This is a genomic window from Mesorhizobium ciceri biovar biserrulae, from assembly GCF_001618845.1.
Classification (GTDB): domain Bacteria; phylum Pseudomonadota; class Alphaproteobacteria; order Rhizobiales; family Rhizobiaceae; genus Mesorhizobium; species Mesorhizobium ciceri.
Map to the genome: position 1 here is coordinate 1,446,818 of NZ_CP015064.1, position 15,103 is coordinate 1,461,920.

Genomic DNA, 15,103 nt, shown 5'->3' on the forward strand with positions numbered 1-15,103 from the left:
CCATCAATTCGGTCGGGATCGCGGCTCCCGAGCTACGATATAGGCGAGAGACTTAAGTATTGCCGCCTGTTGCGCCGCTTTTCGTCCTGCCTGTTCCACTGGTGCTGTTCGACAGGGTTGGCGCGCGGCGTTGTTTCAGCATCCGGATAGGCCGTGTCGTCGACCGTGCGGCCCCGTCGTCCCCCCGAGGCCACCTCGCTCCGGGCTTGCTCATTCGGATTGCAAGCTGCTGACATCAGTCAACGCCTGCAACGGCGCTACGCCAACGGAAATCGGGGTGCGCTTGAGTTCAGGCCCGCGTCAGTAAATCTGGCATCGCGGACAATCCAATAATCTCCCGGCGTCCGGGCTGGTCGTCGGCCTGACGAAAAGAACGGCGTCCAGGAACGATTTCGGCCGGCTGTCGTTGCCTAACATTAGGTATCCCTTATGGACTTTGCGAAATGCCGCTGTGTCAGAATCTATGCCCTCTTGAAATGACGTTCAAATGTCCGCGCTGCGGATTGGCTTTGCTCAAACCCGGGCGCTGGTTCCAGGTTGCGTCCAAATATCGCTGCGAGGGCTGTCACAGCGAAATCCGGATTACGTATCCCGACAAGATTGCACTTTTCCAGAAGTATGCGGATTCGCAGGGCGAGGTCCATCTCCCCCAAAGCATAGCTCAGTCCTGACCAGTCGTTCAGCGGCTAGGCCACGGTCCTGCCAGGAGGGCAGGCGATCTGAAGGCTGACTTCCGGCGGTAGGGTTGCCTGTAGCATGGAACGAAATCCGTTCCCTGCGGTTGGAGTTGTCCAGCTACACGCGATTGAACCGGCCTTGCCCCACAGTCAGGAGCAGTGATGCAAACATACCTGGTGGAACAAATGGAGGGGGATGACGTGGTCGCGGCGAGTAACGTCAATGCGTCCAGCCCGTTCACGGCGGCGACTATGTCAACGGGACGCCAGGTTACCCTGCGGACTTGGGAAAACAATTGGGTTCGTGTAACGGATGAGCTTGGAGGGGAAGTGTTCGCATACTGCTTCGTTTCAAGCACTGGCAAAGCGGATAGCAGCGCGCAGCCCGACACCTCTGTAAGGTAAGGTAGTCCCGCAGCCCGGGCGGGCGCAGGCTGGCCTCTTCATCTTCGAATAATTCAAGCGATTAAGACCGTCTCACGCATCATCCGAATGATTGATGAAAAGATCATGCCGCGGAGCGATAAGCGGCAACAATCCTAGCGTGGGGCCCTTATGTCTCTGGCGCATTTAGAATCTTCGAGGGCGATTCAAACGGTGCAGGCTGACTACCAAGCGGTGGTCCCTTGCCGATGGCTAAAAGCTCCCGATCATGCTCTTGACCATGGCGGGCCTGTTCTACGTCTGCATCAACGGATGGGAACTGGCTTCGCCGACGTTCCTGTCTTTGATCACCTGAGGGAGATCGCCGGGCGTTATTCCGAAAAATTAGCCGCCAGCGACGGCACCAATCGACTGACCTATTTCGAGCTTTTTCGGGCGGTCGAGGCATTGGCCGGCTGGATTGAAGCCGTCGTTCCCGACGGAAATGCGGTTGGAATACTTCAGGCCAACTCGGTCTGGTACACCGTTGCGATGCTGGCCAGCATGGCATCCGGTCGGCCGTCAGTGCCGCTTAACGTGCGAGATCCGGACTCGCGCATCAACGAAATCGTCGCCGACGCGAGGCTCTCCGCCATAATTGGCGACAAAGGCCTCCACGGCCTTGATCTGCCCCAGCACGTTGCCTGGATCGATATGGCGCAATCATTGCAGGCAACGCCCCATCCAGCCGCACACCGTGTGGTTTCTGTCGATGCACCGGCAATCGTGCTTTATACCTCCGGCAGCACGGGCCGCCCCAAGGGGATTGTCAACAGCCAGCGGAACTTGCTGTGCCGAGTGCAGCAATATGTCGATGCGTGCCACATCAATGCACAGGATGTATTCCTGCCTCTGACCGGCCCGGCAACCATCGCCGGCTGTCGGGAAATTCTTGCCGCTCTTCTCACGGGTGCCACGTTGCAGCTTGTGGAGGTTGAAGCCGTCGGCCTGCGCGCGGTTCGCGGCCGCATGCAATCCGAAGGCGTGACGATCACCTATCTGGTGCCGGCATTGCTTCGCGCTCTCTTGGCGGATGAACCCGCGGACGCCTTTGGTTCGCTCAGAGTTGCCCGAATTGGAGGCGAGAAGGTATCTTCGGCCGACATCCGCCTCGTGCGCAAGGCTGTCCCGCCAAATTGCCTGGTGCAGATCGGGTATTCATCGACGGAAACGACGGGATCGCAGTGGTTCTTGCCGCACGATTGGCCGGAATTCGATTCTTCGGCTCCCGTCGGCTGGCTGCTTCCGGGAATCAGCTTCGCAGTGGTCGATGAAGAGGGTTACCCGGTTCAGCCCGGCAAGATCGGAGAACTGTTGATCAGAAGCCCGTATGTCGCGCTTGGACATTGGGAAAACGGGGCCGTTGTTCCGTTTGAAGTAGACCCCGACGACCAGAAGCTTCGCATCTTTGCGACGGGCGATCTTGTGCAAATCGGGAGTGACGGCCTGCTGCGGGTCATAGGCCGCAAAGGGCGCCAGATAAAGGTCAATGGGCGGCGCGTTGAGCCGGCCGAACTCGAACGGGTTCTGCGTGGCGCGCCGTCGGTGAAGGATGCCGTGGTTATCGTCACCCCGGCGAATGAACTGGTTGCATTCGCCGTACCGCACAGCGGAGCAGGAGCCAGTTTTTGCGACGAGCTGCGCCAACTTGCCAGGACAAAATTGCCGCCGGCGCTTTGCCCGTTGCGACTCCATGCAAGCGCCGAGATACCGCGACTGCCCGGCGGAAAGATCGATATGACAACGCTGGCTGCAATTGACCTTTCGGTTCGGGAAACCACGCCCCCACCGCAAATACCCCATGCGGGACATGAAGTTCCTGCTCATCAGATCGTACGGCGTGCCTGGACCAAGGTCCTCAAGACGCGGGTCGCCCTGGGCTGTTGGGATGAAGCGGGGGGAGATTCGCTGAAGCTGCTGCACTGCGTCATGGAAATCGAAAGCGCGATCGGGCAGGAGCTCGGATTGGAAGCCTTCACGGTTGGAATGAGCTTCGATGAGATGGTTGCAGCGGTCATTTCTGCTCAAGGAGGCGGCGAGCACGCGCCCGCTTGGAAACACGAGCCTCCGCTGCTTTTCCTTTTCCCCGGGTCGGTCGGCTATGGTCCGAGCCTTGCTTCGTTCGCATCGGCGATAAGCAAGGTCGCCAGGGTGTCTCCCATCAGATATCCGGCCCTGGGCATGATCCTGCGAGGTCAGAACACCGTCGCCGCAATGGTCGAAGCTGCAATCGATCATATCAACCGCGTACAGCCGACCGGCTGTGTTCGCCTGCTTGGTCACTCGCTCGGAGGAGCGGTCGCTTTTGAGGTTGCCGCGCGTCTGCTTGATCAAGGGCGAGCTGTAGCGTTCACGGGCATTCTGGATACCAGCCTGGTTGGCGAACGCAGCAAGCGTTGGGAGACGATTACCCGGACATTTCACCGGATCCGAACCAATCGTATATCGGCTAGTCGAGTCGCATGCCGCGCGCTTGCCAAGGTCGCGGTCAAAATGCACTGCGAATCCCGGCTTGCCAGCTTCCTCGACCGCTATGCCGAGGGTCAGTTCAACCCGACGAGCTTCAGAACCAAACTGGAACTGCAGGAAGTTCTGCGCGCGCGCGCCTTCTTCCAGTGGCTCACAGAACCCAGGCCGATACTGCCGATCACCGGCACCTTGTTCCGTTGCGCGCGGCCCGGAATGCCGCTTGCACTTGGGTGGGATCGGGCATTCGTCCATCTGGACGTCATTCCGATCGCCGGCACTCACATCGACATGGTCGTGGAGCCCCATCTGACCATCAATCGCCCGCTCATCGAAAACGCTGTGACTGAGACCTACTCTTCAATCGAGTCACAGAAACGGGAGGCAGTGTCATCGACCTGATCGGGGAATTCAGCAGCGATGTGCTGGCGCTCGATGCCCGGCTGGAGATCGATCGCATCGTCGAGACCTTGCGCGAACAGGTTCTCGGCACACAACGGCGCCGCGGAGTGGTTGTCGGGCTCTCCGGAGGCATCGACAGTTCGGTCGTCGCAACGGTCTGCGCACGCGCGTTCGGCAGGGACAAGGTACTGGGCCTGTTCATGCCGGAGCGCGATTCATCCGGCGACTCGTTGAGGCTTGGCCGCAGCGTCGCCGGGCAGCTTGGCATCGACACAATCCTTGAGGATATCCAGCCGGCGCTCGAGGGCATCGGTGCCTACGCCCGACAGACGGAGGCCATCCGAACTGCCGTCCCTGGATATGGCGAAGGCTGGAAATGCAAGCTGGTCATGGCATCGGTGCTGGAGAGCAGCGGCCTTAATATCACGCGCCTCACCGTCGAGGATCCGGACGGAAAGATCGACACCGTGCGTCTTTCGCCGGCGGCTTACCTGCAGATCGTCGCTGCAACCAACTACAAGCAGCGGGTTCGCAAGATGACTGAATACTATCATGCGGACCGCCTCAACTATGCAGTGGCAGGCACGCCAAACCGGCTCGAATATGACCAAGGCTTCTTCGTCAAGCAGGGCGACGGCGTCGCCGACGTGATGCCGATCGTCCATCTCTACAAGACCCAGGTTTATCAGCTGGCGGAATATCTCGGGATTGACGAGGAGGTCCGAACGAGGCCGCCGACCACGGACACGTTTTCCATGGCGCAAACCCAGGAGGAGTTCTACTTCGCCTTGCCCTATCAGCTGATGGATTTGTGCCTCTACGGCATGAATCACGGAATTTCGGCCGGCGTGGTTGCCGCCGCCGCCGGCCTGACGGCCGAGCAGGTCGAGAAGGTCTATAAGGATATCGTCAGCAAACGCCGCGCCGCCCGCTACCTTCACGCACGGCCGCAGCTGTCCGCTGCGATGGACAGGGATTGACCCATGTGCGGCATCGCCGGAATTGTGGCGCTGAACGCGGCTGCGGAGCCTCCTTCACGAGCCGCGCTTCTACGAATGGCAGCCGCGCTCTCCCATCGAGGCCCGGATGAGAGCGGCGTTTACCGCGACAGGCGGGCGGGGCTGGCGCATACCCGTCTGTCGGTCATCGATCTCTCGACCGGACAGCAGCCCCTCGCGGACACCGGCGATACCACCTGGATCGTGTTCAACGGCGAGATCTTCAACTACGTCGAGCTGCGTGAACAACTCATGGCGCTGGGGCATCGTTTCCGCACCCGCAGCGATACCGAGGTCATCGTGCACGCCTACCGCGCCTGGGGCGTGGCCGCATTCGAGAGGCTAAACGGGCAGTGGGCACTCGCCATCTGGGATTCGCTGACAGGCCGTCTCGTCCTGTCGCGCGACCGGTTCGGCATCTGCCCGCTGCATTTGTGCGAACATGCTGGCCGCCTTCACTTCGCCAGCGAAGTGAAGGCCATTTTCGCAGCCGACCCGGCGATACTGCGGGCCTTTGATCCGGCGGGGATAGACCAGACTTTCACGCTGTGGACGGTCGTACCGCCGCAAGGCGTATTTCAGGGAGTGAAGGAACTTACCCCCGGCCATGTACGCATCTACGACAATGGCAGCGTTCGTGAGCACGCTTTCTGGAAACCTTGCTATCCCGAGATCGCGGACCAGGCCCATGGCACCTTCACCGGCTCACTGGACGATGCGGTGGACGAAGTGCGTAGCGCCTTGCAGGCCGCGACGGCGCTTAGAATGGTCAAGGCGGATGTGCCGGTTGGCTGCTACCTTTCCGGCGGGCTCGACAGCTCACTTGTCGCCATGCTCGGTAGGCGCTTCGCCGGCGCGCCATTCCAGACCTTCTCGTTGCGTTTTGCTGACGCCGAATATGATGAAACCCGTTACCAGCGGCTGGTTGCAAGTGCGAGCGGCGGCGAGCACCACGAGGTGATGGTTTCGCGCGGTGATATTGCCGAGGTTTTCCCAGATGTGATCCGTCACGCCGAGCGTCCGATTCTCAGGACCGCGCCGGCGCCGTTGTTCCTTCTCTCGAGGCTGGTGCGCGAACATGGCATCAAGGTCGTCCTGACCGGCGAGGGCGCCGACGAGATGTTTGCCGGCTACGACCTGTTCCGTGAAGGCAAGGTCCGCCGTTTCTGGGGGCGGCAGCCCGCATCCGCCCGACGCGCGCGACTGCTGGAACGGCTCTACCCCTATCTGAGCCGGTCGCCGGTCAAGCAGCAGGCGATGGCACGCCAGTTCTTTGGACACGGTATCCATGCATTTGGCGCGCCCGGCTTCGCGCATGACACCCGCTGGCGCACCACCAGCGCCATCAAACGGCTGTTCTCGGCCGACATGCATGCCGAAGCGGCGTGTCACGACGTGGTGGCAGACCTGCTTGGCCGCCTGCCCGAAGAGTTTCCACGATGGGGTCCTCTCGCGCAGGACCAGTATCTTGAGATCAGGACGCTGATGTCGGGCTACCTGCTCTCCTCGCAGGGTGACAGGATGCTGATGGCCCATTCTGTCGAGGGGCGCTTCCCGTTCCTGGACGACAGGCTCGTGGCCTTGGCGAATTCGCTTCCGCCCGACTACAAGCTGCGCATTCTGGATGAGAAACACGTGCTGAAGCGTGTGGCGAAATCGATCGTGCCCGCGGAAGTCGTGGCCCGCAAGAAGCAACCCTACCGGGCGCCCAACGCACTTTGCTTCACGGGCGATGGCGCACCCGCCTATGTCCGCGAAGCACTCTCCGAGACTGCCCTGCGCGCGGCGAATGTCTTTGATCCGAACTCGGTCGCGCGCCTGCTGGACAAATGCGCTGCCAAGACCGGCGATGGGGATCTGTCCAACTCGGACAACATGGCGTTGGTCGGCGTGCTGTCGACGCAGCTCCTCCATCAGCAGTTTGTCGCAAGCCGCCCATCGAGCGCGCATGCGGTCGACCTCAGGATAGATGTCGATCACCTGCACAGGGAAGAGGTGCTGGTATGATGCATGGCGCCGTACCTCTGCTGGACGATTACCTCAGTCATTCGGCCGAGCGGCTCGGTGGCAAGATAGCGCTGGTGTGCGGCGAGCACCGGCTCACCTATGACGAGCTTGAGACACGCTCCAGCGCGGTCGCCCGTCATCTCGTCACGTCCGGGGTCGCTCCCGGTGACCGCGTTATGATCTTCGCCGACAACACCGTCGAGACCGTGGTCAGCTTCTGGGCGGTTCTCAAGGCGAGCGCCGTTGTGTGCGTCGTCAATCCGCTCACCAAGAGCGACAAGCTGGGGTATTTGCTCAACGATTGCCTTCCGGCAGCATTGATCACCGACAAACATTTGCAGCCGGTCTTTGCTGAGCCGGCGCGTAACTGTCCGTCGCTGCGGCGGCTCATCGTCTCCGGTCAGGTGGACGACGCCGAGCTCCGGGGATTGCCACATGCCGTGCGCTGGGATGAGGCGGCTGCCGGCCACGGCAAAGCGCCGGCCCGCCGCCGCATCGATATCGATCTCGCAGCCATCATCTACACGTCGGGCTCGACCGGCGAACCCAAAGGCGTGATGCTGACACACAGGAACATGATGACAGCCTGCACGTCTATCGCCTCGTACCTTGAGCTTGGCGAAGACGACGTGATCCTCAATGTCTTGCCCCTGGCCTTCGACTACGGCCTCTATCAGATGATAATGGCATTCCGTACCGGGGCGCGGTTGGTCCTCGAGCGCTCGTTTGCCTTCCCCGCACAGATACTTGCGATCATCGAAAGGGAGAGAGTTACAGGCTTTCCCGGCGTGCCGACCATCTTTGCCGCGCTGTCGGATCTCAGGACGCTGAAGGCAAATGATTTTGCAAGCATAAGGTATGTCACGAACACGGCGGCAGCCCTGCCGCTTAAGCACATTCGCCTGCTCCAGGAACTGTTTGCCGCCGCCCGCATCTATTCGATGTACGGCCTGACCGAATGCAAACGCTGCACCTATCTTCCGCCGGACGATCTTGCCCGAAAACCGTTGAGCGTGGGGATCGCCATCCCGAACACCGAAATGTGGATTGTCGATGAGGATGACCGAAGGGTTGGTCCCAATGTCGTCGGCCAGTTGGTCATCCGCGGGGCAACGGTCATGAAGGGCTACTGGGGTAAGCCGGAGGCTACCGCGAAGAAGCTCAAGCCAGGTCCTTTGCCCGGCGAGCAGGTTCTGTACACCGGCGACTACTGCCGAATGGACGAGGAAGGCTACCTCTATTTTGTCGGCCGCAGCGATGAGATCATAAAATCGCGGGGAGAAAAGGTGGCGCCTAGGGAAGTCGAAAACGTGCTGATGGAAATCCCGGGAGTACGGGAAGCCGCGGTTGTCGGAGTACCTGACGACCTGCTGGGGCAAGCAGTGAAAGCGTTTGTCGTCATGGAGCAAGGAACGATCATGGGCGAAAAGCAGCTGCGGATGGAATGTCAGAAGCGATTGGAAAACTTCATGATTCCGAAGTCCATCCAAATTGTGTCCAGTCTGCCGATGACGGACACGGGCAAGCTCAAGAAAATGGCGCTGTCATAAAGCAATTTACGGAAATTATTTGGATCGGAGGCCAATTCAATGCTGAGCACGAACAACAGAATTGACACCTACAGCGATCAAATCCGCGCCTTTCTGGCGTCAAACTTCTACGTAGCCGACCCGCGTGCGCTGGAAGTTGAAACGTCGTTGCTCGACCAGGGCATCATAGACTCGACTGGAGTGCTTGAAGTTATCGGCTTCGTCGAGGAGACATTCGGCATCACTGTCGAGGACAGTGAACTTCTGCCTGAGAATTTCGATTCCATCCAGGGAATTGCACGTTACGTGGTCAGCAAGAAAAACTGATCGCCGGGCCACGGCTTGAGGGCGTCGTCCCAACCGAGCGCGCAAACCAAACCCATGGCGCGGCTCACGCTGGCGCTTTGGCCCGTGCACAAACCACCCTGGCTTCACCGGCTTTGTTCGCAACAGTGCGAATGCTCTCATAGGCTTTGGAACGCTCAACCAAACTCATGACCTGCCGGTCCTGGCCAAGCCCGACCTCGAAAAGTAGCATGCCACCTTGCCGCAGATAGTGCTGCGCCTCCTTGATCACCCGCATATGAATGCTCAGGCCGTAAGGCCCGGCAGCGAACGCCTCACGGGGTTCAAGTTCCATCAGATGCGCGCGGTCGTTTTCGAGCCGCTTCTCCGAGATGTAAGGCGGGTTGCAGACGACCAGATCGATCGTACCTTCGAGCTCCAGACCCGAGAAGGAATTGAAGAGGTCGCCCTGTAGCACCGAAATACGTCCGGCCAGGCCAAGATGGGCAACGTTCCGGCAGGTGGTTTCGACGCAGCTGTCAGTAAGATCGCTCGCCCAGACGCGCGCGGTGGGGACCTTGTATCCAATGGCGCAGGCGAGATTGCCCGCCCCGCAGCACATGTCCACGACACGCGGTACCGGCCTGTTAAGTTCACGAAGCACATTGAGGGCGGTGCTGCCGAGCAGTTCCGTCTCCGGGCGAGGGACGAGCACGCCGGGCGCGACAACCAACTTCAGCCCCATGAAGTCGGTACGGCCGGTGCTGTAGGCGCTGGCGACATCTATTTCACCAATCACGGCAAACCCGCTTTCTTGATTTCCCCATGTTGATTTCTCAGGCGCCCGGTCTTCATGCCGTGGGCGAGCCATCAGCAACGTCGTTCCCGGCTCGGTTCACGTCCGCGCAACTACTGGATCGCCGCGCTCTGCAGTTCGCTGCTGAACCTCACCTCGATGGTGTCTCCAGGCGCAACCTCGGTGTCCTGGTCGACCGGTCGACCTCTTGACGCGTCGCCGGCCCCGCCGGTTATTGTGATCCGCGCCTGAAAGGTTTCGCCGGCGACGGGCAGTGGAAGCGCGGACGCCCCTGATGGCTGAAGCTTCTGGCTGGCTGCGTGGAGCCTTGCAGTGGTCTCGGCGAGGCGAAGGTCGGTGTCCCTCAATTCGTTCAGAAGGCCGATCCTTCTTTGATTTTCATTGCGTCCCTGCTGCCTGACAGAGTCTTCCTGCTGGCGCCGCGTTCTCATCAGTTCGACCGAGGTCTCGAGCGCCCGGCTCGACGACATCAGCACGGCACGCCTGACGTCGGCGAGCCTGCTGTTGGTCAGGTTGCCTGATTCGAACGATTTGGTGACCCGCGCAAGATCGTCCTCATCCTGTTTCACCGCGGCCGCTTCCGTCTGCTCGCGCTTGAGCAGAACCTCGACCTGAGCCTCGGCATCCTTGGCGGTCTTGTCGAGATAGCTTTGCTCCTGCTGAAAATTGTTCAGCGAAATCTTGAGGCCCTCCGCTTCCGCCTGCGCGACCGCCGATATCAATGCATTCGACAGGGGCGAGCCTTGCGGCGGTTGCATGTCAAATTCTGCCTGGTTCTGAAGTTCGGCGCGGATGCGCGCGCCATGAAAGTAGTCTCTGATGTAGTCCCCCCAGATCGACTCGTAGTCGCGTCGCAGATCAACGGGATCAGGTCCGCTTTGGCTTGCCCGAGACCGCAGGAGACTAAAACCGCCGGCGACGGCAATTGCCTGTCGGACAGTCATGAGTGGCCGGTAAGTCTGCTGCCCTGGTGTCAGCACATCGCCAGTCACATAGATCGGACGGTACTCCGCGATCACGGCCGTGACGTCGCTCGGCTTGATGACGATCATTTGCTCCCGTCCATCAGGCAGGCGCTGATGGACTATCTTGGTTGGCAGCACCGCCTCCATGCGCGTCTGCAATTCGGCCGGCGTCAGCCCGCCAACCGGGATCATCCCGAACTCGGGCAGCGCGATCGAGCCATCCATTTGCACGATCGCGCGTTGCGTTCGCTCCGCTATGGAGGCTATTCCTATCTCCACCGTATCGCCGGGCGACAGCTTATAGGCCACCGGCGCTTCAGCCGCGGCTGCGATATCCAGGGCCAGGCAGCCGGCAAGGGCTGCAAAGAGAATTCGGCTAACGAAGGCCATCGATGGCAATCTCCCTTTAATTCAGGCCCGGCTGCTGCGGCCAATCGAGATGGGCGACGAATTCGTAGACCGGTCCACCAGGCACCCCCCAATTGCTCGACCAGATCACTTGCGACCCATCAGGGGAGGGTGAGGCATGTGTCTCGCTCCAATAGTCGAACGGAGCGTTTCGCGTCTGCACGATGCGTCGGACCTCCTGACGACCGTCGACACGCAGCGCGATCACTTCGCGCGTGTATGGCGCCCAGTCCGGGTGGCTCCGAACCTCATCGGGATTGCCCCCGTAACTTATAAATGCCCATTCGGGCCTGTCCAAAGCACGCAGCGACGTATGCTCGGCCTCACCGTACTTCGTGAGCGACGTGACCTTTCCATCGGACAGCCGACGCTTGATCACCTGATATTTGTCCGGAGCGGATTTGCTGGTTCCGACGTAAATTTCGCTGCCATCCGCATCGAGAGTCAAATCGCCATGGCCGGGCCGATGATGATCCTTCCACGTTTGGCGCAGGGTGCCGTCGACTGCGAAAATGGCTCGCTGTTCGGTGCCGTCGACCAGATTTTGGAAACACAGGATGTTCTCTCCGAGCGGAGAAATGGTGCAGGAACTGGTCGTTCCGGCAACCTGGGCGAGATCGATGTCCGGGTATTTCAGACGCCGGTCGATGTCGTATGCGAAGACGACAGCAGCTCCATCATTGCGGGTCGCGCGTACGGCAATGCGGTTGCCGTCACGACTAGGATTTCCCTTGGACGGGCCGAATTCGAGATCCCGATATTTCGTTGCGGCATACACTATGTCCTCACGATTGGTGCGGGGCGCCCAGGTCGATATCTTTTGACCATCGACACAGATCATCATCTCCGCGTTTCGAGGGCGCCATTCGCACTCACCCGACTTGTTGCGATGAAACAAAGGGAGGTAGGTTTTCCCGTCGAGGAAACACATGCCGTTGCAGCCGTTCATGAGGACGAGGAGGCTCTGATCCGCATTCCAGGCTTGCGCGCTCGAGTAGCGATGACTGCAATATATTTTGCCGCAGACAATTCCGCTGCCAAGCGCTCCGGGCTGAGTGATCCGAGTAAAGCGGATCCCTGTCGCCGGATCAGTTGCAGGTTTCAGATAAGCGGGCAGATCCATTGCCGGCTCCGTGCCTGCCGCACCGCTCGGCCGGTTTCCGGCTGTGTGCAGCGCCAGCAGCGCGGCCATCAACAGCAAAGCTGGTATGAGCCGCGGAAAGGTCATGTCATGTAGCTCATTTCGCGTCGGACGCGGCCTTCGCTGAGGCGCGAGCGCCACCACTCGATGGTCTTTTCCAGACCATCACGCAAGCTCGTATGTGCCCGCCATCCGACTTTACTTTCAAGGTTCGAGGAATCGGCGAGCAACGCGCGAACCTCGGAGTTTTGCGGCCGCATCCGGCTTTCATCTCGACGAACTGGTTTCCTGGTGCCACTCAACTCGAGCACCAACTCCAAAACGTCCGAGACACTGACGGCGCGCTGGCTGCCTGCATTGTAGGCATGGCCAAATTCAAGCTCGGCCGCCCCTGCCGCCACAAATGCCGCAGCAGTGTCCTCCACAAAGGTAAGGTCGCGGATAGGGCTGGTGTCGCCGACCATGATCGCCGGACAGTTCTCGTCCAGAGCCTGCCTTATGATGGTCGGCACGATGGCCCGCTCGCTCTGGCGCGGCCCGTATGTATTGAACGGTCGCAGGATGACCACCGGCACATCGAAGGACCTGGCATAGGACGCCGCCATCATGTCTGCGCCGATCTTGGACGCAGAGTAGGGGGACTGTCCCTGCAGTGGGTGGGATTCGTCGATCGGCATGGTCAGAGCGGTGCCATAAACCTCGCTCGTGGACGTATGCACAATGCGTTCGGTTTCCCAGTGGCGTGCCGCTTCGAGGACATTCACGGTGCCCAGCACATTGGTTTCCACATAGGATTGGGCAGCCGCGTAGGAGTAGGGAATCGCAATCAGCGCAGCCAGGTGAAACACCGCCGCCTGGCCGCGCACGATCCGGTTGATGAACGCGCTGTCACGAACATCCCCGCGAATGCATTGCAGCTGGCCTCGAACGTGGTCGGGTAAATCGTCCAGCCAGCCATGGCTGTCGAACGAGTTGTAGAGGGCCAGTGCCGTTACATCGGCGCCTTCGTGCACCAGCGCTTCCGTGAGGTGGGATCCGATAAATCCATCCGCACCCGTGACCAGGACCTTCCTGCCGTGATAGCTCACGACTGCGCACTCCTTTGATCGTGTGAGCTGTCAAACTGGCGAACGAACAACAATCCATTCATGCCAAACTCTCCTCACTTTCCAACTCTACCCACTTGCCGCGGGAGGCAGGGACACGCCGAAAACCGCCCTGAAGCCTCGCATTATCCAGACGAGGTCCGATGCAATCGTGCGCCGCGGATAGTAGGCGAGGTCGATCGTTGCCTTGGCCGGGAACAGGACCTCTCGATAAAACAGGAGCGGATCAAGGGAGGGCGGGTAAAAACAGGCTTCGTGACGGAATAGAACCTGGGTCGGGCCGAGCAGGCCGGGCTTCCACTGCAGGACGGCTTCATTGCCGCCGCGGAAACAATCGGCGAAGGCAAGGCTTTCCGGCCGCGGGCCGACAATTGCCATGTCTCCCGTAAAAACGTTCCACAGTTGCGGCAACTCATCAAGTTTCGTTGCCGCGAGAAAACGGCCTATCCGCGTCATCCGGCTGTCATCGTTCATGGTCAGCGCAAGGCCGAAAGGATCGGCTGTTGTCTTGAATTTGCGGAACTTGTACATGCGAAACGGTTTTGCGCCGGCACCCAGGCGCGTCTGTGCGAAAAGCACGGGCCAACCACCCTCGACAAAGAGTGCGACAGCAATCAGTAGCATCAGCGGAGCGAGTGCCATTCCCGCTGCTGCGGCGAGGATGATATCCATCGCGCGCCTGGCAATTCCGTGGCTGGTGCCAGCTACGGCGGGCCGATGCATAGTCACGTCGAGTGCGTTCATGCCGCGGCTCCCGCGCGCCCGCTGCTTTCAATCGCGGTGGCCAACGCAACAACCACCGACTCGATCGCACTTGCCGTAATTTGCGGATGTAGTGGAATCGTCAACTCCCGCTGCGCGAAATCCTCGGTCTTCGGCAGATGGATTTCAGTGAACATTTGGCGATAGAGCGTCATCTGGTGCACGGGCGTATAGTGGATTGTGGTCTGTATTCCCTTCGTTCGCAGATGGTCGATCACCGTTTGCCGGTCGACGTCATGTGGCAGGAGGACAGGCATGATGTGATAGGCCGAGGTCCGCGGTTTGCAGAACGGAACTGTCACAGCCGAGCAATAGTCTGCGATCAGACGTCGATAGAGGACGACCAATATGCGCCGGATTTCATTCCATTCCTGCAGGTTCTGAAGCTGGACCAAGCCAATAGCGGCGCGCAATTCATCCATGCGATAATTGAAACCGAGCATCGTCACATCGTATTGCGGCGTGCGGCTGTTCAGCCGCTGATGTGTGCCGCTGGTCATCCCATGTCCGCGAGCCTGGCGGATCGCTTCACGGAGCTGTGCATCCCGGGCGATTACGGCCCCACCTTCCGCGGTGGTCATGTTCTTGTTGCCGTAGAAGCTAAAGGCCGCGGCCGCACCGTAAGTCCCCACCTCCTTAAGGCCGGGAGCATGCGCGGCATCCTCGACGATATGCAGTCCTCGCACACGGGCAAATCTCTGCCATTCTTCCCGGTCGGCGAGGTAGCCGGCAAAGTGGACGAGAATGACGGCCTTGGTGCGTCCGGTGCACTTGGCTTCCGCGTCGCTTAGGGACATCAGTGGCACTTCGGCCGACTCTATGTCGACGAATACCGGTGTTGCTCCTACGTAGAGCACTGCATTCGCGGTCGCCACGAAGGTCAGCGAGGGAACCAGAACTTCGTCTCCGGGACCGATCCCAAGTGCATGGAGAATGAGATGCAGGGCGGCGGTGCAAGAGCTGACGGCAACGCAATCGACCGCATCATGCACGGCCGCGAAGGCCTCTTCAAAGGCTCGTACCTGGTCCCCCATCGTCAGCCACCCACTGTCGACAACTTTGGCCAAGGCCGCCTTTTCCGGAAAGCCAAGAATAGGAGCGCTGACCAAGAGCATTA

Annotated in this window: 11 protein-coding genes; 5 read left to right on the plus strand and 6 right to left on the minus strand. The window is 60.1% G+C overall.

Features of this window, described 5'->3' with window-relative positions; translation table 11 throughout:
• Positions 1–1,373 precede the first annotated feature (1,373 nt).
• The 5 genes from A4R29_RS06405 to A4R29_RS06425 are packed head-to-tail and all read left to right on the plus strand — an operon-like array spanning position 1,374 to position 8,829.
• Positions 1,374–3,968 carry a non-ribosomal peptide synthetase gene (locus A4R29_RS06405; RefSeq protein ID WP_013533126.1) on the plus strand — a complete coding sequence of 865 codons (2,595 nt, stop codon included), beginning with the start codon at positions 1,374–1,376 and terminating at the stop codon, positions 3,966–3,968.
• A complete protein-coding gene (nadE, locus tag A4R29_RS06410; protein WP_063171505.1) occupies positions 3,965–4,948 on the plus strand; it encodes an NAD(+) synthase in 984 nt (327 codons plus the stop codon). The genes A4R29_RS06405 and nadE overlap by 4 nt, the downstream gene beginning before the upstream one ends.
• 3 nt (positions 4,949–4,951) lie before the next feature.
• On the plus strand, positions 4,952–6,973 hold the full coding sequence (gene asnB, locus A4R29_RS06415) for an asparagine synthase (glutamine-hydrolyzing) (protein WP_063171506.1): 2,022 nt from the start codon (positions 4,952–4,954) through the stop codon (positions 6,971–6,973).
• The gene (locus tag A4R29_RS06420; protein WP_063171507.1) at positions 6,970–8,523 is read left to right on the plus strand and encodes a class I adenylate-forming enzyme family protein; all 1,554 of its coding nucleotides are present in this window, start codon (positions 6,970–6,972) and stop codon (positions 8,521–8,523) included. Before asnB ends, A4R29_RS06420 begins: the two co-directional genes overlap by 4 nt.
• A gap of 39 nt (positions 8,524–8,562) precedes the next feature.
• Positions 8,563–8,829 carry an acyl carrier protein gene (locus tag A4R29_RS06425; protein ID WP_063171508.1) on the plus strand — a complete coding sequence of 89 codons (267 nt, stop codon included), beginning with the start codon at positions 8,563–8,565 and terminating at the stop codon, positions 8,827–8,829.
• 64 nt (positions 8,830–8,893) lie between these two features.
• Here the strand turns inward: A4R29_RS06425 and A4R29_RS06430 are convergent, their stop codons facing one another.
• The 6 genes from A4R29_RS06430 to A4R29_RS06455 all read right to left on the minus strand — a co-directional run bounded on the left by A4R29_RS06430 (position 8,894) and on the right by A4R29_RS06455 (position 15,101).
• Positions 8,894–9,586, minus strand: a complete 693-nt coding sequence (locus tag A4R29_RS06430) for a N5-glutamine methyltransferase family protein (RefSeq protein ID WP_164745784.1) — start codon at positions 9,584–9,586, stop codon at positions 8,894–8,896.
• A 110-nt stretch (positions 9,587–9,696) separates the two neighbouring features.
• Positions 9,697–10,878: a polysaccharide biosynthesis/export family protein gene (locus tag A4R29_RS06435; protein WP_244506920.1), complete on the minus strand. Its 1,182-nt coding sequence runs from the start codon at positions 10,876–10,878 to the stop codon at positions 9,697–9,699.
• A gap of 97 nt (positions 10,879–10,975) precedes the next feature.
• A complete protein-coding gene (locus tag A4R29_RS06440; protein WP_027163967.1) occupies positions 10,976–12,205 on the minus strand; it encodes a hypothetical protein in 1,230 nt (409 codons plus the stop codon).
• A complete protein-coding gene (locus A4R29_RS06445) occupies positions 12,202–13,206 on the minus strand; it encodes an SDR family NAD(P)-dependent oxidoreductase (RefSeq protein WP_024502427.1) in 1,005 nt (334 codons plus the stop codon). The genes A4R29_RS06440 and A4R29_RS06445 overlap by 4 nt, the downstream gene beginning before the upstream one ends.
• Positions 13,207–13,293: 87 nt before the next feature.
• Positions 13,294–13,968, minus strand: a complete 675-nt coding sequence (locus tag A4R29_RS06450; RefSeq protein ID WP_013533117.1) for a sugar transferase — start codon at positions 13,966–13,968, stop codon at positions 13,294–13,296.
• Positions 13,965–15,101: a DegT/DnrJ/EryC1/StrS family aminotransferase gene (locus A4R29_RS06455; RefSeq protein WP_013533116.1), complete on the minus strand. Its 1,137-nt coding sequence runs from the start codon at positions 15,099–15,101 to the stop codon at positions 13,965–13,967. Before A4R29_RS06455 ends, A4R29_RS06450 begins: the two co-directional genes overlap by 4 nt.
• Between the last annotated feature and the right edge of the window lie 2 nt (positions 15,102–15,103).